The sequence below is a fragment of the Shimwellia pseudoproteus genome (genome assembly GCF_016415625.1).
In the GTDB taxonomy this organism is placed as follows: Bacteria; Pseudomonadota; Gammaproteobacteria; order Enterobacterales; family Enterobacteriaceae; genus Shimwellia; species Shimwellia pseudoproteus.
The window spans coordinates 22,823-41,872 of the sequence record NZ_WBXP01000001.1; the positions used below are offsets into that span (position 1 = coordinate 22,823).

A 19,050-nucleotide genomic window follows, 5' to 3' on the forward strand; every position below is an offset into this window, starting at 1 on the left:
TGATTTCTTAGCTCTGTTGCGTTAACGAGTTTCGCGTTCGGATGTGGAAGACGCACGTTCCAGCACGCGCCGGACCGGGGCGAAGCTGCGACGGTGATGTTCGGTAGCACCGAACTGCGCCAGTTGCTCCATGTGAAAAGCGGTCGGGTAACCTTTGTGCCGGGCAAAACCATATTCGGGAAATTGCTGGTCCAGCGCGGCCATTTCCGCGTCCCGGGTCACTTTCGCCAGAATCGATGCTGCGCTAATTTCGGCTACCCGGCTGTCCCCTTTTACCACCGCCATTGCCGGTACCGGCAACGACGGGCAACGGTTGCCGTCAATCAGGACGTACTCTGGTGTGATGGCTAATCCCGCCACCGCACGCTGCATGGCCAGCATGGTGGCATGCAGGATATTCAGACGGTCAATCTCTTCCGGCTCTGCGCGGCCCAGGCTCCAGGCCAGGGCTTTATCGGTTATCTCATCGTACAGCGCCAGGCGGCGCTTCTCAGACAATGCTTTAGAGTCTGCCAGCCCGGCAATTGGCCGGGTGGGATCGAGGATCACGGCGGCAGTAACCACTGCGCCAACCAGCGGGCCACGGCCCACCTCATCCACACCCGCCACAAGATGGGTATGGGGATAAACAAATTCAATCATCGGGCTAACTCCAGCACTGCATCTGCGGCCTGCTGGTCCGCATTACAGCGGATCTCTCTATGTAACGCGCGGAAGATATCGTGCATTGCCAGGCTGGCATCACCACCTTCCAGTAACGGGCTGAGCGCAGCGGCTAATGCCGCAGGCTGGCACTCATCCTGTAATAACTCTTTGACCAGTTCCCGGCCAGCCAGCAGGTTTGGCAGCGAGACATACTCCGTCTTCACCAGCCGTTTTGCCAGCCAGAAAGTGAAAGGCTTCATGCGGTAGCCTACCACCATCGGGCATTTAGCCAGCATACATTCCAGCGCCGCCGTACCGGAAGCCAGCAGCGCAGCATCGCTGGCGATCATCGCATCGCGGGCATGGCCATCGAGCAGACGAATGTTAAGATCCGGCGCAACCTGCGCTTTGATATGCTCAAACTGGTCGCGGCGTTTGGCATTGACCAGTGGCACCAGCACTTCCAGATCTGGCCAGCGCTGGCGCAGCAGTTGAACGGTATTAAGGAAGTCGGCGCTGAGCATTTCCACTTCCGCCCCGCGGCTGCCCGGTAGTAACGCCAGGCAGCGGGCATCGTGGGCTATCCCCAGCACATCCCGGGCGGCATTTTTATCCGGGTCCAGCGGCATGGCATCCGCCATGGTGTGGCCAATAAACCGGCACGGCACATTGAATTTATCGTAAAACGCTTTTTCGAATGGCAGGAATGCCAGCACCAAATTGGTGGATCTGCCGATTTTGAAAACGCGTTTCTGGCGCCAGGCCCAAACCGAGGGGCTGACATAATGGATAGTTTTGATCCCCCGGGCTTTTAACTTCCCCTCCAGGGTGATATTGAAGTCCGGTGCGTCGATCCCCACAAACACATCCGGCTGCAACGCCGTAAAACGACGGGTAAGATCGGCGCGAATATGCAGCAGACGCCGTAAGCGCCCCAGCACCTCAACAATGCCCATCACCGCCAGCTCTTCCATTTCATACCAGGCTTCACAGCCTTCCGCCTGCATCAGCGGCCCGGCAATCCCCACAAAACGGGCATCGGGAACACGGGATTTAATGGCGCGAATAAGTCCGGCACCCAGAATATCGCCGGAGGTTTCTCCGGCGACCAGGGCAATAGTCAGTGGACGACCCAGCTTCATTTAGCGGATCAGGCCACGGGTAGAGCGGGCAAAGAAATCAACGAAAGCCTGAACTTCCGGGTGCTGAGCAGCAATATCGGCGATCTCCGGTTTCACTTCGTCAAGTGTTTTACCGGAGCGATACAGCAGTTTGTAAGCACTGCGGATAGCCAGAATCGCTTCTCTGCTGAAACCACGGCGTTTTAACCCTTCGGTATTCACACCAAACGGCGTCGCGTGGTTGCCCTGGGCAATAACGTAAGGCGGTACGTCCTGGGCAACCCCAGAGCATCCGCCGACCATAACGTGTTGGCCAATAATGCAGAACTGATGGACCGCCGTCATGCCGCCGATAATCGCGTGATCATCAACGCAGACATGGCCTGCCAGGGTGGCATTATTAGCAAAGATACAGTGATTTCCAATCTGGCAATCATGTGCAATATGCGCATTGATCATCAGCAGGTTGTCGCTGCCTACCTTGGTTAATCCCCCGCCCTGAACTGTCCCGCGGTGAATAGTGACACTTTCACGAATGCGATTACGATCGCCAATCTCAACCCGGGTCGGCTCGCCAGCATACTTAAGATCCTGGTTCACTTCGCCAATGGATGCGAATTGGTAGATTTCGTTATCACAACCTATTTTGGTGTGACCATTGATGACGATATGCGATTTCAGTACGGTACCCGCACCGATCTCAACATGCGCGCCAACAACGCAAAACGGTCCAATGTGGACATTAGCGCCAATAACGGCGCCCGGTTCCACAATGGCAGTAGGATGAACAAAGGCAGAGGAATCAATCACGTATCAGGCCTCCCGGCTGCGGGCACACATCATTGTAGCTTCACAAACGATTTTACCATCTACTGTCGCGACACCTTTAAAGCGGGTCAGGCCGTGGCGCGTTTTCTCGAAGGTGACTTCCATGATCATCTGATCGCCTGGCACCACAGGGCGCTTAAAGCGCGCTTCATCGATACCGGCAAAATAATAGAGCTCGCCCGGCTCCAGTTTACCCACGCTTTTAAACGCCAGAATACCCGTGGCCTGGGCCATCGCTTCCAGAATCAACACGCCGGGGAAGATAGGTTTACCCGGAAAGTGCCCCTGGAAAAACGGCTCATTTACCGAAACATTTTTAACGGCGCGTAAAAATTGGCCTTCTTCGAAGTCCAATACGCGATCTACCAGCAGAAAAGGAAAACGGTGCGGCAGAAGATCTAAAATCTCATCAATATGCAGAGTATGAGTGTCAGTAGTCAAAATACTCTTCCTGTCAAAATATGCTAAGTAACAATAATAACACGGCCTGCTGGTATCAAGAGAAAGCCAGCAGGCCGCAAATATGATCGCACAGAACGTAGAATGGTACGCGCTATGATGATTAGTCCTGGTGATTAACCTTGCGCTCTATGGCTTTCAGGCGCTTGCTCATATCATCAATATTCATCACTAACGCTGCCGTTTTACGCCAGACCTTATTAGGCTGGAGCGGGATCCCCGATGAGTAAACCCCCGGTTCAGTAATCGGACGCATCACCATCCCCATACCGGTAACCGTGACCTTATCGCAGATCTCCATATGTCCATTGATCACGCTGGCGCCGCCAATCATACAGTAACGGCCTATTTTCAGGCTACCTGCCATGATAACACCGCCAGCGACTGCGGTATTGTCGCCAATCACAACGTTATGTGCAATCTGGCACTGGTTATCAATGATAACACCATTACCGATCACAGTATCATCCAGTGCACCACGGTCAATGGTGGTACAGGCACCGATCCCAACGCGATCGCCGATGATAACCCGCCCAAGTTGGGGGATCTTCACCCAGTTACCGCGATCGTTGGCATAGCCAAAACCATCTGCGCCGATAACCGTGCTGGACTGAATAAGACAGGCTTTACCAATTTCAATGTCATGATAAACAGAGACATTGGCCCATAACCGCGAACCGTCACCGATTTTTGTATTTTTACCGACAAAACAGCCCGGGCCGATAACAACATTATCACCCAGTACCACACCAGACTCGATAACCGCGTTGGCGCCAACAGAGACGTTGCTGCCCAACTGCGCGCTGGCGTCAATCACTGCACTGGGGGCAATGTCCTGAGCTGGCTGCGGTGTGGTATCAAGAATTTGCGCCATCAGCGCATAGGTGAGGTAAGGATTTTTTACTACCAGTGCCGCACTCTGCGCATAAGGCAGATCGGCTTGCGTCATCACCACGGCAGATGCCTGGCATTCTGCCAGGTGGTCCCGATAGCGCGGGTTGACGATAAAAGTAATCTGACCATTCCCCGCAGATTGCATGGAGGCTACGCCAGTGATGGCGATATCGCCATCACCGTGCAGCTCCGCATTCAACTGTTGGGCTAAGTCAGCCAGTCGAATGGAAGGCATGACTTATTTAACCTGTTTCAGTACATCAGCGGTGATGTCTTTAACATCGCTGCTGGAGTAAACCACAGTGCTGGAATCCAGAACAACTTCGATCCCTTTGTCGTCAGCCACTTTTTTCACAGCAGACTGGATTTGAGTAACCAGTTTGCCGCGTTCTTCGTTGGAACGACGCGCACGATCCTGTTCGAATGCCTGCGCTTTGGTAGAGAAAGTCTGGCGATCGGCCATCACGGATTTCTCCAGGCTGCTACGTTCGCTGGCTTTCATGGTCGCGCCATCACGCTGCAGACGCTGCATTTTAGATTGCAGAGAAGATTCCATGTTTTGCAGTTCGCTGGCGCGGCCTTTGAACTCGCTTTCCAGACGCTGAGAAACGCCAGTGCTCTGTGCAACCTGTTGGAACAGGTTACCCATGTTTACTACACCGATATCGGCAGCGTTAGCTGCTGTTGCTGATGCCAGGCTAAGACCCGCAGCGATTAACCACTTTTTCACAATAAACTCCTTACCATCCCATTTGTACCCATGAGGTACTGTTCTTTGCGTGGCCCAGATGAGTTATCCGCTCATCAGGAGTCATCGCGACACAACGTTATGCATTCCGTTGCTCAGAATTATTACCAGGTTTTACCAATGTTAAACTGGAATTGTTCTGATTTATCTCCACTGTATTCTTTAATCGGCTGAGCGTAGGAGAACACCAACGGCCCCAGCGGGGACATCCATTGCAGCGCCAGACCCGCAGAAGCACGCACGTTGCTTGCCTTGCTGTAGTCAGGAATGCCGGCTGCGCGGGTTTCCGCCGTGTTATGCCAGTTGGTATCCCAGACGCTACCCGCATCAACAAACAGCGAGGTGCGTACTGAGTTGGCGTATTTCTCGCTCAGGAACGGTGTTGGGGTAATCAGCTCTACGCTGGCCACACCCATGGCGTTCCCGCCGACGGCGTCATTAGACCGACATACGCCCGCTGCGCTTTCACCACTGCCGTTACAGTTTTCGTTGTTCGGGCCATAGTAATAAGCTGCTTTCGGACCAATGGTATTGGACTGGAAGCCACGAACGGTACTGGAACCACCGGCATAGAAGTTTTCATAGAACGGCATTTCTTTACTGCCGATCCCATCACCATAACCCCAACGGGTACGGCCCAGCACAACCCACTTGTGATCGTCATCGATAGGCACATACGTCGCCGTATCCAGCGTCACTTTGTAGAATTCGTTGTCGGAGCCCGGTACGGTTACTTTACCATTCAGGTTGACCCGTGAACCTTTCGTCGGGAAGTACCCGCGGTCGAGGTTGTTGTAGGTCCAGCCATAGTTGAAGGTGAAGTCATCCGCTGAGTAGTCGTTATGATCGTTGTCTTTATCCGCACTCTGCCCCATCGAATCCAGATAACGCCACATGGCTATCTGCGGCTGCATGTTTGACAGGTCGTTATGAACATAACCTAAACCAACACGCAAGCTGTTGTATTCGTTGATGGGGAAGCCAAGGGTGCCATCCAGACCATAACTTTTGTTGGTATAGTCGGACAGATCAGCATCATCAGCTTTAAAGTCGTTATAGAAGACGCGACCACCGAGGCTCACACCATCAACGGTGAAGTACGGGTTGGTCACTGACAGTTCAGTATAGGTCTGGTAATCATTTTTGGTACCGCTGATACCCACTGAGTAACCAGTACCCAGCCAGTTATCCTGCTGCACACCGACCTGGAAGCTCACACCGCTTTCAGTACCGTAACCGACACCAAAGTTGAAGCTACCGGTGTTACGCTCTTTTACCTTGTAGACCACATCCACCTGATCCGGGCTGCCCGGTACACGCTGGGTGTCGGTATCCACGGTTTCAAAGTAGCCGAGGCGGTTAAGACGCTCTTTCCCCTGGTCAACCAGGTCGCTACCCAGCCAGGCACCTTCCATCTGGCGCATTTCGCGGCGCAGAACGGAATCTTTACTGGTGTCGTTACCCTCAAAGCGGATCTTACGCACGTAGTAACGGTTACCGGCGTCAACGTTGACATGCAACTTAACGGTTTTCGCGGTATCGTCAATTTCCGGCTGGGTCTGCACCCGCGGATAGGCGTAACCATAGCGGCCCAGCAGTTTCTTGACGGAGTCTTCCATCTTGGTCACTTTGGTGCCGTTATACAGCTCGCCCGGCTCCACTTTGGTCAGACCTTCGATTTCCGCCGAGTGACCGGCCAGGTTACCGCTCACATCAACACCGGAAAGCTTGTACTGATCGCCTTCGCTGATGTTAACCGTGATATAGATACCTTTTTTATCCGGCGTCAGGCTAACCTGAGTCGACTGGATATTGAAACGCGCATAACCGCGATCCAGGTAGAAACTGCGCAGGGTTTCGAGGTCGCCCGCCAGTTTTTGTTTCTGATATTTACGATCGCCAACCACGTTCCACCACGGCACCTCATCGCGCAGCTGGAAGTGGGAGATCAACTCCTCGGTGGAGAATGCGTGGTTACCAACGATGTTAATCTGCTGGATTTTCGCAGAGACCCCTTCCTGGAAGACCAGTTTCAGGTCAACACGGTTACGCGGCAGCGGTGTCACAACCGCTTTCACGCTGGCGCTGTATTTCCCGACGCTGTAGTAGAAATCCTCCAGTCCTTTTTCAATATCGGACAAGGTGGTGCGATCGAGTGACTCCCCGACCCGCACGCCAGAGGCTTCAAGATTCTGCTTGAGCATGTCATCTTTCACCGATTTATTACCGGAGAAAGTGATGCTGGCAATTGTCGGGCGTTCTTTTACCTGAACAAGTAATGAATCACCATCACGCAGGACCCGGACATCCTCGAAGTTTCCCGTCGCGAACAGAGAACGAATCGTGTTGCTGATGTCATCATCAGTCACGGTATCCCCAACACGCACAGGCATACTGAGAAGGGCCGCACCAACGGCGACTCGCTGCAGGCCTTCGAAATGAATGTCCTTCACTACGAACCCGTCGGCACCGTATACGGTGGCGCTGCTAAACAGCAGCGACGCTATGAGCAACTTTTTCATCGCCATCGTTGTTATGCGTTCTTCCTAACCTAACTCTCTCTACAAGCGAGAGAAATCATTGAAAAGTGCAAGCCCCATTAACAGCACCAGCAACACAGAGCCAATGCGATAACTGAAGTCCTGAACTCGCTCCGAGACCGGGGCGCCTTTAAGCTTTTCGATTACCAGGAACAGTAAATGCCCCCCGTCCAGAACGGGCAGCGGGAACAAGTTGATAATCCCCAGGTTAACGCTGATCAGCGCCAGGAACATGAGGTAATACACCAACCCGAACTCCGCCGACATACCTGCTCCCTGGGCTATCGAAATAGGCCCACTGAGGTTATTCAGTTTGACGTCACCGGTTATTAATTTCCCCAGCATACTCACCGTCAGTTTCATCAGCTGCCACGTTTTCTCTGTGGCGTGGCCAACGGCACTGAAAGGACCATACTGGCGCACCGTACGGTACTCGTTAGGCAGCGGGATCACCTGAGGTACTACCCCGGCAAAACCTTCCGCTTTAGCCGCCCCCGCTTTAACAGCGGGCGTCAGCGTTAGCGCAAGGGGCTCACCCTGCCGCTCAATATTGATAGCCAATGGACGGTCGGGGTTATCCCGCACCTGTTCAACGAACACCATCCAGTTGGTCAGCAACTGACCGTTGACTTTAACGATCCTGTCTCCGGCTTGCAAACCTGCCTTTTCGGCAGCCGATCCTTTTTGTACCTCAGCCAGTACGGGGCCAATCTTTGGTCCCACCGGCTGAAGCCCCAGCGACTGCACGGGATCTTGCTTATCCGGCTCAAATTGCCAGTGGCTGAGATCCAGTGTTTTCTGCATCGTGTCGTTACTGCCAAACGGCGCGATGGTGAGGGTTGCGCTGCTGTCGCCAATTTTACCAATCAGCGCCAAACGCACCGCATCCCAATCAGGCGTTTCGATACCATCAACGGCTTTAAGTTCCGTATTCGGTGAAATTTGCGCCTGTGCCGCGATAGAGTCGGGCACAACATCGCTAATAACCGGACGAACACTCGGGACGCCGATGATAAAAACAACCCAATAGGCGAAAACGGCAAAAATAAAGTTAGCCACCGGCCCGGCGGCAATCACCGCTGCCCGCTGGGCCACCGTTTTGTTATTAAACGCCCGGTGGCGCATCTCTGGCGCAACCGCCTCAACGCGTTCATCGAGCATTTTGACATACCCGCCCAGCGGGATAAGCGCAATAACAAACTCAGTGCCCTGGCGATCGGTCCGGCGCCACAGCGCCTTACCAAAGCCGATAGAAAAGCGTTCTACATAAATGCCACAGCGGCGCGCCACCCAAAAGTGCCCAAACTCGTGCACGGTGATCAACACCCCCAGTGCTACGATAAACGCCGCCAGACTCCAGAGAACACTCAGCATATAATCTTCCGTTAAATTGCGCCAAACACCAGTATCAAGAGACAAACAAATACCGGTACTGCCGCTGTCAGACTGTCAATACGATCAAGAATGCCACCGTGGCCCGGAATCAAATGACCACTGTCCTTAATGCCGGCTTCACGTTTGAACATGCTTTCTGTCAAATCACCCAATACCGACGCCAGCGCAGCGACCAGTGAGCATACCAATAATACGCTGCCCGCTACATTCAAATTTGCCCATGTGCCGAATATCCACGAGATAACTGCCGAGGTCACCAGGCCGCCAAAAAAGCCCTTCCAGGTTTTACCCGGCGATACTTTTGGAGCAAGCTTATGTTTACCAAACATTTTCCCAAAGATATAAGCCCCGGAATCCGCGCCCCATACCAGAAACATGACATACAGCAGCCAGATTGCGCCCGCGTAGTGGTCCATGTCGTAGTGCCAGCTGCGCAGCACCACCATGCCCCAAAAGAAAGGAATGATAGTAAAAAAACCGAAGATCAGCCGCAGAATGCGGGAATTACGCCAGAAAGACGCTGAGGCAGGGTAAAAAAAGACAAGCAATAACGCGACACACCACCAAATCAACGACGCCCATAAAGAGCCCGCGATAAGGGGGATATGGATATTATGATGATATTCCGGCAATGCCATTAACATGGTTGCCAGCAACAAGCCACACAGTACCGCCAGCCAGACCCGTTGATTACGGGATGAAAAACCGCTTAATTGCCCCCATTCCCAGGCTGCCAGCATACAGACAATAATAGTGGTAATAGCAAAGCCGCCTGGCGGTAACCAGAACAACGCCGCAATAACGACCGGGATTAAGATAAATGCGGAAATCAGGCGATACTTCAGCAAGAGTAACCCCCATTAAACCTGGTCGCTACCGGGTGCTGTGCCGCCAAAACGACGCTCACGAGTTGCAAAGGCATTCAGTGCACCTTCAAAGTCTTGTTCATCGAAATCGGGCCAGAGTACATCCGTAAACCAGAGTTCCGCGTAAGCTATCTGCCACAGCAGGAAATTACTGATCCGGTGCTCTCCCCCTGTCCTAATTACTAAATCAACCGGTGCCAGATCGCTCATGCACACTTGCTGGTTCAGCATATCTTCCGTAATTTGCTCCGGTGAGATTTCTCCGCACCTGACTTGCTCAGCAATATGTCGTACACCCTGAATAATATCCCAACGCCCGCCATAATTCGCAGCAATATTGAGAGTTAATCCGGTATTCTTGCTAGTCAGTGCCTCGGAATTACGGATTTTTTCCTGTAGACGAGCATTGAAGCGTGACACATCGCCAATAATTTTTAGCCGTACGTTATTGCGATGTAACACTTTTACTTCACTGTCCAGCGCCCAGACAAAGAGCTCCATCAGAGCACTTACTTCCTGAACGGGCCGATTCCAGTTTTCACTACTAAATGCGTATAGCGTCAGGGCCTCAATCCCTTGATTCGCGGCATAGCTAACTGCCCGACGGACCGCTTTCGCTCCCGCCCTGTGACCGATGACTCTCATCTTTCCCTGGCGCTTAGCCCAGCGGCCGTTACCATCCATAATGATGGCGACATGGCGCGGACCATGGGTAGATGAAGAATCCTGGGGTGCTTGATTAGCTGACAACATAACGCGTTTTTGTTCCATGAAAGGGATTAGCGGTACCCTGGAATACTAAAGCCTCTACGTAAAAAAGCCGTGTTAAACCACGGCTTAACCTGACGATCACGCTTTATGGCAATAATCGGGTGGCGCAGACTATATCACCTCAGCCAGACGCTAACAAATAGCGAGGGGCCTCCGGGCATAATATTCATATACCTGCGAGGCGAATCACGTGTTGCTGCGCGAGAATGCGGGCTTTTGCATCAATGTCCAAAACGTCGCTGACATTTACCGGCTCGTCCAGCGAAGCGGCATCAAGCACACCGGCGTTAAGCGCCGCAATATCCGTAAACCGAATCTGTCCTGCCAGGAACGCCGCCACCACCACTTCATTAGCGGCATTCAGCGTCGTCGTTGCTGCCTGGCCGCTTTCAAAAGCGTCAATCGCCAGTTTCAGACACGGATAACGCTGATAGTCAGGGCGCCCGAACGTCAGCGCGCCGATTTCACAAAAATCCAGCGGCTTCACGCCAGAGGTCGTTCTGGCTGGCCACGCCATCGCATGGGCAATAGGGGTGCGCATATCAGGCTCACCCAGTTGCGCAATAACGCTGCCATCGGCGTAGCGCACCATCGAATGGATCATTGACTGCGGGTGCAGCAAGACTTCCATCTGATGGGCAGAGGCATTAAATAGCCAGCGGGCTTCAATATATTCCAGGCCTTTATTCATCATGGTGGCAGAATCAACAGAGATCTTGCGCCCCATGGACCAGTTCGGGTGTTTACAGGCTTGATCGGGCGTCATCGCCGTCAAATCAGCCAGTGGCGTCTCCCGGAAGGGGCCACCAGAACCGGTGAGGATAATGGACGAGACGCCATTATCTTCGAGAGAAGCGTATCCCAGATTGCGCTGAATAGCGTCCGGTAAACTCTGAAAAATCGCGTTATGTTCGCTATCAATTGGTAACAACTGCGCGCCGTGTTGCGCAACCGCGTCCATAAACAGGCGCCCACAGGTTACCAGGGCCTCTTTATTGGCCAGTAAAATTTGTTTTCCCGCCCGGATCCCGGCGAGCGTAGGCACTAACCCGGCGGCCCCTACGATAGCCGCCATGACCTGATCGACCTCATCCAGCGCGGCCATGTCGCAGGCCGCCTGCTGGCCAGCCATGACCTCAATATCCATCCCGTGGGTCTGCAACGCGGCACGCAGTGCGCGCGCGTCTTCTTCATGGGCCATCACCGCGTACTTCGGGCGGAACGCCAGACACTGCTCTATCATCCGCGCGACGTTTTTACCCGCCACCAGTGCAGTAATGGAAAAACGATCCGGGTTGCGGCGTACCACGTCGAGGGTGCTGCAACCGATGGAGCCAGTAGAGCCGAGAACAGTTAATTGCTTCATGAGGTACTCTGAAAAGGTTAACGGGCCCGTTTAACTGGCCCGGGTATAACGTCCTGCCACAATGCAAAACGCCGCATTAAAGCCGGTGCCGGCTCCGTAGCGGCGTTTTACCATTCCAGCAGTGCAGGATCAGAACTGCATCAATTCTGCTTCTTTATCAGCCAGTGCGGCGTCAACTTTCTTGACCGCGGCATCAGTCAGCTTCTGCACATCATCCTGAGAGCGGCGATCGTCGTCTTCGCTGATCTCTTTGTCTTTCAACAGTGCTTTTACTTTGTCATTCGCATCACGGCGTACGTTACGTACCGACACACGCGCCTGTTCTGCTTCACTGCGTACCACTTTGATAAGGTCTTTACGGCGTTCTTCGGTCAGCGGCGGCAGCGGAACACGAATATCGCTACCGGCGGAGCTTGGGTTCAGCCCAAGATCAGACGCCATAATGGCTTTCTCGACCGCGGCACTCAGACTACGGTCAAACACATTGATTTTCAGCGTACGAGAATCTTCAACGGTGACGTTAGCCAGTTGGCGCAGCGGCGTCGGAGTGCCGTAATATTCAACAACAATCCCGTCCAGCAGGCTTGGGGAAGCGCGGCCAGTACGGATCTTGCTGATCTGAGTTTTAAAAGCCTCTACGCATTTTTCCATACGCACTTCGGCATCTTTTCTGATATCGCTAATCACGTTACGAATCCTTGAAAACAGGTTTAAGCCAGACTACGCCTCAATACGCCCGGCGGTTACGTTATGGTAACCCGGGCAGTGGAAGTATAGCCCTGTTTAATTCATGGCACCCTCAATGGCTGCCGGAGCACAATAGTGAAACAGAATATTACCCTGATTCAGTCCGGGGTAAAATTATTCCGTGATCAATGTGCCTTCTTGCTCACCCATTACTACGCGACGCAGTGCGCCTGGCTTGTTCATGTTAAACACGCGAATGGGCAGTTTGTGGTCGCGGGCCAGAGTAAAGGCCGCGAGATCCATCACTTTCAGTTCTTTTTCCAGCACTTCCTGGTAGGAGAGCTGGTCATACAGGGTGGCTGACGGATCTTTCATCGGATCAGCAGAGAACACCCCGTCCACTTTAGTGGCTTTCAGCACCACGTCCGCTTCGATTTCAATCCCGCGCAGACAGGCCGCAGAGTCAGTCGTAAAGAACGGGTTACCGGTACCGGCAGCCAGGATAACAACGCGGTTGTTGCGTAACAGGCTGATAGCTTCCGCCCAGCTGTAGTTATCACAGACACCGTTCAGCGGGATGGCAGACATCAAACGGGCATTGACATAAGCACGGTGCAGCGCATCACGCATTGCCAGGCCGTTCATCACGGTAGCCAGCATCCCCATATGGTCACCGACCACACGGTTCATCCCGGCCTGCGCCAGGCCCGCACCGCGGAACAGGTTACCCCCGCCGATGACTACCCCAACCTGGATACCCAGTTCAACCAGTTCTTTTATCTCTTGCGCCATGCGATCCAGAACGCTTGCGTCAATACCGAAGCCTTCTGAGCCTTGCAGCGCTTCGCCACTCAGTTTTAACAGAATGCGTTTATAAACAGGTTTTGCATTGGTAGCCATGTTTCTTTCCTGGAGCAGTAACGATTGGAAGAGGATTTACGCTGGTGCAGTTAGCGCGCCGCGCGGACACTATGCCGGCGCGCCCTGACCAGTAAGCAGTTATCTTTCAGGTGGCGGGTAATTTCCGGCCACCTGAAAGATAACCGGTATAAAAAGGAGCCGCCCGCAGGCGGCTCTTTTACAGCATTAAGACTGTTTGGACATTGCAGCAACTTCTGCTGCGAAGTCAGCTTCAACTTTCTCGATGCCTTCACCCACTTCAAAGCGGATGAAACCTGTTACGTCAGCGTTGTGCTCTTTCAGCAGCTGGGCAACAGTTTTGGACGGATCCATAACGAAGTGCTGACCAGTCAGAGACACTTCACCGGTGAATTTACGCATACGGCCTTCGACCATTTTTTCTGCGATTTCACGCGGTTTGCCAGACTGCATGGCGATGTCCAGCTGGATCTGCTGTTCGTGAGCCACAACGTCTGCCGGTACATCTTCCGGTTTAACGTATTCTGGTTTAGACGCCGCAACGTGCATTGCGATGTGTTTAACCAGCTCTTCGTCAGCACCGGTTGCCGCAACCAGAACACCGATGCGCGCACCGTGCAGGTAAGAACCCAGCACGTCGCCTTCGATAACGGAAATACGACGGATATTGATGTTTTCACCGATTTTCGCTACCAGGTGCGCACGCTGTTCTTCGAAACGGGCTTTCAGCACCTCGATGTCAGCAATGCGTTCTTCCAGCGCAACGGACAGAACTTCGTCGCCGAATGCTTTGAAACCAGCGTCTTTTGCAACGAAGTCAGTTTCGCAGTTCAGTTCGATGATTACGCCGTATTTGTAATCGATAGCCGTCAGGATGATACCTTCAGCAGCAACGCGACCTGCTTTCTTGGCGGCTTTCGCCTGGCCAGATTTACGCATGTTGTCGATAGCCAGCTCGATGTCGCCGTTAGCTTCAACCAGCGCTTTTTTACATTCCATCATGCCTGCGCCAGTACGTTCGCGCAGTTCTTTTACCAGAGCAGCGGTAATATCAGCCATTCTATAATCCTCGGTTCGGTTATCTCAGCGGGAGATAAGAGATCCGCCGGGTGGATATACCCAACAGATTCAGAAGTAAAAAAGGGGACCTGAGAACAGGCCCCCTAACCAAACTATTTCATACCTGGTTAATAAGGGCTCTTAGCGAGCTAGCCTTATTATTCAGCTTCTACGAAGCTTTCTTCCGCCTGAGAAGCCAGATCCTGAGAACGGCCTTCACGAACGGTAGTAGCTACGGCGCCCAGATACAGAGTCACGGCACGGATAGCATCATCGTTACCCGGGATAACGAAGTCTACGCCGTCCGGATCAGAGTTGGTATCAACGATAGCAAATACCGGGATACCCAGGTTGTTTGCTTCTTTGATAGCGATGTGTTCATGATCGGCATCGATAACGAACAGAGCATCCGGCAGACCGCCCATATCTTTGATACCGCCCAGGCTGTTTTCCAGCTTGGCCAGTTCACGGGTACGCATCAGCGCTTCTTTTTTGGTCAGTTTTTCAAAGGTACCGTCCTGAGACTGGGTTTCCAGGTCTTTCAGACGTTTGATGGACTGACGAACGGTTTTCCAGTTGGTCAGCATGCCGCCCAGCCAGCGATGGTTCACGAAGAACTGATCGCAGCTCAGAGCAGATTCTTTTACCGCTTCGCTTGCAGCGCGTTTAGTACCAACGAACAGGATTTTGCCTTTACGGGAGGCGATTTTGTTCAGCTCAGCCAGGGCATCGTTGAACATCGGTACAGTTTTCTCAAGGTTGATGATGTGAACTTTGTTACGCGCACCGAAGATGAACGGCTTCATTTTCGGGTTCCAGTAACGGGTCTGGTGACCAAAGTGAACACCAGCCTTGAGCATATCGCGCATGGAAACAGTTGCCATGTTTAAAACCTCTATAGATAAGTTGGGGTTATGCCTCCACGTATCCCATGTTAACCGACCCTTGCGGGCACCCCGGAACATGTGTCGATACGTGTGTGTAATTACACAAAGTGAGATTTACTGCGTCGCACTACTTTCATCGCTGAAAATCAGTACACGTAGTCCGGCGCGCTTTATACCATAAATTCATCCCTGACACCAACAGTTGTTGTTATCCTTCCGACAGCGCATTCGCGGTTTGGCACTCATCCGCCCGCCCTGATAACATTGCTGTTACTTAGACAATTATTGTCGATATTGACGACAACAGCGGACCTTAAGCATGACTATTTCAATCAAAACAGCGGAAGACATCGAAAAAATGCGCGTCGCGGGCAAATTAGCCGCCGACGTGCTGGAGATGATCGAAGCCCATGTAAAACCCGGCGTCACCACCGGCGAACTGGATAAAATCTGCAACGACTACATCGTTAACGAACAACACGCTGTATCAGCCTGCCTCGGTTACCACGGTTACCCAAAGTCGGTCTGCATCTCCATTAATGAAGTGGTATGTCACGGTATTCCCAGCGATGACAAACACCTGAAAGAAGGTGATATCGTCAATATCGACGTGACTGTCATTAAAGACGGCTTCCACGGCGACACCTCAAAAATGTTTATCGTCGGCAAACCGACTATTCTCGGCGAGCGCCTGTGCCATGTGACCCAACAGAGCCTGTACCTGGCCCTGAACATGGTGAAACCGGGGATCCGCCTGCGTAGCCTGGGCGCGGCCATCCAGAAATTCGTTGAAGCTGAAGGCTTCTCCGTGGTGCGTGAATACTGCGGTCACGGTATCGGCCGCGGCTTCCATGAGGAGCCTCAGGTACTGCACTATGACGCAGATGACGGCGGCGTGGTGCTGCAAAAGGGCATGACCTTTACTGTTGAACCGATGGTCAATGCCGGCGACTACCGCATCCGTACCATGAAAGACGGCTGGACCGTAAAAACCAAAGATCGCAGCTTGTCTGCACAGTATGAGCATACTATTGTGGTTACCGATAACGGCTGCGAAATTCTCACCCTGCGCAAGGATGACACCATCCCGGCGGTCATTTCGCATAACGACTAACAGCAAAAAGCCGGCGGCCGCCGGCTTTTTTTATGAGCCTGGCAGATGAGCAACGCTTTACCCGAACAGCGTGTCAACGCAGTGTTACCCATGATCCCCGGCCAACCGGACAACCCCACCAGTTGGCCTGAATCCGCCCTCACCTGCGCGGCGATCAAATCCCATTTAGAACATTTCCAGCGCTGGCTGGGGGAGGCGTTTGATAGCGGCATCTCCGCCGAGCTGTTAATCGACGCCCGCACCGAATTTATTGACCAATTACTGCAACGGCTGTGGTTACATTACCAGTTCGATAAGGTCGAAGGGCTGGCGCTGGTGGCGGTTGGCGGTTATGGCCGCGGTGAACTGCATCCGCTGTCCGACATTGATTTGCTGATCCTCAGCCGCACCCGGCTACCGGATGAGATAGCCCAGAAAACCGGCGAGCTGTTGACCCTGCTGTGGGATGTCAAACTGGAGGTGGGCCACAGCGTCCGCACCCTCGAAGAGTGCCTGCTGGAGGGGCTGGCGGATCTGACTGTCGCCACCAATTTGATTGAATCCCGGCTGCTGATTGGCGATGTGGTGATTTTCCTCGAACTGCAAAAGCAGATCTTCAGCGAGGGTTTCTGGCCGTCGGCGGATTTTTTCGCGGCCAAAGTGGCCGAGCAAAATACCCGCCACCAGCGCTACCACGGCACCAGCTACAACCTGGAGCCGGACATCAAAAGCAGCCCCGGGGGGCTACGGGACATCCACACCCTGATGTGGGTGGCGCGCCGCCACTTTGGCGCCACCTCGATGGACGAAATGGTCGACTTCGGCTTTCTCACCCAGGCCGAACGCAACGAGCTTAACGAATGCCAGCATGTGCTGTGGCGCATCCGCTTTGCCCTGCATCTTGAGCTTACCCGTTACGACAACCGTTTACTGTTTGACCGCCAGCTCAATGTGGCTCGCCGCCTGCACTATAGCGGGGAAGGCAACCAGCCGGTAGAACACATGATGAAAGACTTCTACCGCTGTACCCGGCGCGTGGCAGAGCTGAACCAGATGCTGCTGCAAATTTTTGATGAGGCGATCCTGGCGCTGGATGCCAGTGAAAAACCCCGCCCGCTGGATGACGAGTTTCAGTTACGCGGCACCCTGATCGATCTGCGCGATGAGCGGCTGTTCCTGAGAGAACCAGAAGCCATCCTGCGCATGTTCTATATGATGGTCCGCAACCGCGATATTTCCGGGATCTACTCCACCACCCTGCGCCACCTGCGCCACGCCCGTCGCCAGCTCAGCCAGCCGCTGTGCTACATCCCGGAGGCCAGATCCCTGTTTTTATCGATGCTGCGCCATCCGGGTGTGGTTAGCCGCGGCCTGGTCCCCATGCACCGCCACAGCGTACTCTGGGCCTATATGCCCCAGTGGGCGCATATCGTCGGCCAGATGCAGTTTGACCTGTTCCACGCCTATACCGTGGATGAGCACACCATCCAGTTGCTGCAAAAGCTGGAGAGCTTCTCCCAGGAAACAGTACGCGACAAACACCCGCTGTGTGTTGAAGTCTGGCCGCGTCTCGCCCACCCTGAGCTGCTGCTGATTGCCGGGCTATTCCACGATATCGCCAAAGGCCGCGGTGGGGATCACTCGATACTCGGGGCTGAAGATGTCGTCAAGTTTGCCGAACTGCACGGGCTTAACTCCCGGGAGACCCAACTGGTGGCCTGGCTGGTGCGCCAGCATCTGCTGATGTCAGTCACTGCGCAGCGGCGGGATATCCAGGACCCGGAGGTTATCAAGCAGTTTGCCGAGGAAGTGCAAACCGAAAACCGCCTGCGCTACCTGGTATGCCTGACCGTGGCGGATATCTGCGCCACCAACGAAACCCTGTGGAACAGCTGGAAGCAAAGCCTGCTGCGCGAGCTGTACTTTGCCACCGAGAAACAACTGCGGCGCGGCGCCCAGAGCATGCCAGATATGCGTGAGCGGGTACGTCATCATCAGGTACAGGCCCTGGCGCTGCTGCGGATGGAAAATATCGACGAGGTGGCGCTCAACCATATCTGGTCCCGCTGCCGGGCCAACTACTTTGTGCGCCATACCCCTATTCAACTGGCATGGCACGCCCGGCATCTGCTGAAGCACGACCTCAGCCAGCCGCTGATCCTCGTAAGCCCCCATGCCACCCGCGGGGGAACAGAGATTTTTATCTGGAGCCCGGACCGGCCTTACCTGTTCGCCGCCGTCTGTGGCGAGCTGGACCGCCGCAATTTAAGCGTCCATGACGCCCAGATTTTTACCACCCGCGACGGGATGGCGATGGACAGCTTTATTGTTCTGGAGCCCGACGGCACTCCCCTTTCCGGGGACCGCCACGAGGACATTCGCCACGGCCTGGAGCAGACCATTAACCAGCGCAGCTGGCAACCGCCGCAGCCGCGCAGACAACCGGCAAAATTGCGCCATTTTACCGTAGAGACCGAGGTCAGCTTTCTGCCCACCCATACCGACAGGCGTTCCTATCTGGAGCTAATCGCCCTGGACCAGCCCGGTCTGCTGGCCCGGGTCGGGCAAATTTTTGCTGACCTTGGAATTTCGCTCCACGGGGCGCGAATTTCAACCATTGGTGAGCGAGTAGAAGATTTATTCATCATCGCCACCCACGACCGGCATGCCCTTAATAATGCGCTGCAACAAGAAGTGCAACAACGGTTGACAGAGGCCCTTAATCCAAACGATAAAGGATAGGCCGCGTGCCAAAAGCGCGCTTTCAGCGTTGTCAGGCTCGGTTGCTCAACGCAATACCCTGATAACGCGC

At 53.8% G+C, this 19,050-nt stretch carries 17 protein-coding genes; 2 read left to right on the top strand and 15 right to left on the bottom strand.

The features are described from left to right. Nucleotides 1-21: 21 nt before the first annotated feature. From rnhB to rpsB, 15 genes are all read right to left on the bottom strand, one after another. The gene (gene rnhB / locus F9C28_RS00110; protein WP_199013069.1) at nt 22-642 is read right to left on the bottom strand and encodes a ribonuclease HII; all 621 of its coding nucleotides are present in this window, start codon (nt 640-642) and stop codon (nt 22-24) included. Next, nucleotides 639-1,787: a lipid-A-disaccharide synthase gene (gene lpxB / locus F9C28_RS00115; protein ID WP_199013070.1), complete on the bottom strand. Its 1,149-nt coding sequence runs from the start codon at nt 1,785-1,787 to the stop codon at nt 639-641. Before lpxB ends, rnhB begins: the two co-directional genes overlap by 4 nt. Further along, a complete protein-coding gene (gene lpxA / locus F9C28_RS00120) occupies nt 1,788-2,576 on the bottom strand; it encodes an acyl-ACP--UDP-N-acetylglucosamine O-acyltransferase (protein ID WP_199013071.1) in 789 nt (262 codons plus the stop codon). A gap of 3 nt (nt 2,577-2,579) precedes the next feature. Then, nucleotides 2,580-3,035: a 3-hydroxyacyl-ACP dehydratase FabZ gene (gene fabZ, locus F9C28_RS00125; RefSeq protein ID WP_199013072.1), complete on the bottom strand. Its 456-nt coding sequence runs from the start codon at nt 3,033-3,035 to the stop codon at nt 2,580-2,582. 121 nt (nt 3,036-3,156) lie between these two features. Continuing rightward, a complete protein-coding gene (lpxD, locus tag F9C28_RS00130; RefSeq protein WP_199013073.1) occupies nt 3,157-4,182 on the bottom strand; it encodes a UDP-3-O-(3-hydroxymyristoyl)glucosamine N-acyltransferase in 1,026 nt (341 codons plus the stop codon). Nucleotides 4,183-4,185: 3 nt separating this feature from the next. Further along, entirely contained in the window at nt 4,186-4,677 is a 492-nt protein-coding gene (gene skp, locus F9C28_RS00135; protein ID WP_199013074.1) for a molecular chaperone Skp, read from the bottom strand. Between the two features lie 122 nt (nt 4,678-4,799). Next, nucleotides 4,800-7,223 carry an outer membrane protein assembly factor BamA gene (bamA, locus tag F9C28_RS00140; protein WP_199013075.1) on the bottom strand — a complete coding sequence of 808 codons (2,424 nt, stop codon included), beginning with the start codon at nt 7,221-7,223 and terminating at the stop codon, nt 4,800-4,802. A 33-nt stretch (nt 7,224-7,256) separates the two neighbouring features. After that, on the bottom strand, nt 7,257-8,609 hold the full coding sequence (gene rseP, locus F9C28_RS00145; RefSeq protein ID WP_199013076.1) for a sigma E protease regulator RseP: 1,353 nt from the start codon (nt 8,607-8,609) through the stop codon (nt 7,257-7,259). A gap of 11 nt (nt 8,610-8,620) precedes the next feature. Further along, complete coding sequence (cdsA, locus tag F9C28_RS00150) at nt 8,621-9,478, bottom strand: phosphatidate cytidylyltransferase (protein WP_199013077.1); 858 nt, start codon at nt 9,476-9,478, stop codon at nt 8,621-8,623. Nucleotides 9,479-9,490: 12 nt separating this feature from the next. Next, a complete protein-coding gene (gene ispU / locus F9C28_RS00155) occupies nt 9,491-10,249 on the bottom strand; it encodes a (2E,6E)-farnesyl-diphosphate-specific ditrans,polycis-undecaprenyl-diphosphate synthase (RefSeq protein ID WP_199013271.1) in 759 nt (252 codons plus the stop codon). Between the two features lie 184 nt (nt 10,250-10,433). Then, nucleotides 10,434-11,633 carry a 1-deoxy-D-xylulose-5-phosphate reductoisomerase gene (gene ispC, locus F9C28_RS00160; protein WP_199013078.1) on the bottom strand — a complete coding sequence of 400 codons (1,200 nt, stop codon included), beginning with the start codon at nt 11,631-11,633 and terminating at the stop codon, nt 10,434-10,436. A 129-nt stretch (nt 11,634-11,762) separates the two neighbouring features. Beyond that, nucleotides 11,763-12,320 (bottom strand): ribosome recycling factor, encoded by a 558-nt coding sequence (gene frr, locus F9C28_RS00165; protein ID WP_199013079.1) that lies wholly within the window; start codon nt 12,318-12,320, stop codon nt 11,763-11,765. Nucleotides 12,321-12,494: 174 nt separating this feature from the next. After that, nucleotides 12,495-13,220, bottom strand: coding sequence for a UMP kinase (gene pyrH / locus F9C28_RS00170; protein ID WP_199013080.1), 726 nt, complete (start codon nt 13,218-13,220; stop codon nt 12,495-12,497). A 186-nt stretch (nt 13,221-13,406) separates the two neighbouring features. After that, nucleotides 13,407-14,258 (bottom strand): translation elongation factor Ts, encoded by an 852-nt coding sequence (gene tsf / locus F9C28_RS00175; RefSeq protein ID WP_199013081.1) that lies wholly within the window; start codon nt 14,256-14,258, stop codon nt 13,407-13,409. A gap of 158 nt (nt 14,259-14,416) precedes the next feature. Then, nucleotides 14,417-15,142, bottom strand: a complete 726-nt coding sequence (gene rpsB / locus F9C28_RS00180; protein ID WP_199013082.1) for a 30S ribosomal protein S2 — start codon at nt 15,140-15,142, stop codon at nt 14,417-14,419. A gap of 322 nt (nt 15,143-15,464) precedes the next feature. Here rpsB and map point away from each other — a divergent pair, with 322 nt between their 5' ends. Continuing rightward, the gene (map, locus tag F9C28_RS00185) at nt 15,465-16,259 is read left to right on the top strand and encodes a type I methionyl aminopeptidase (protein WP_199013083.1); all 795 of its coding nucleotides are present in this window, start codon (nt 15,465-15,467) and stop codon (nt 16,257-16,259) included. Nucleotides 16,260-16,304: 45 nt separating this feature from the next. Further along, entirely contained in the window at nt 16,305-18,980 is a 2,676-nt protein-coding gene (glnD, locus tag F9C28_RS00190) for a bifunctional uridylyltransferase/uridylyl-removing protein GlnD (RefSeq protein ID WP_199013084.1), read from the top strand. Nucleotides 18,981-19,050 lie beyond the last annotated feature (70 nt).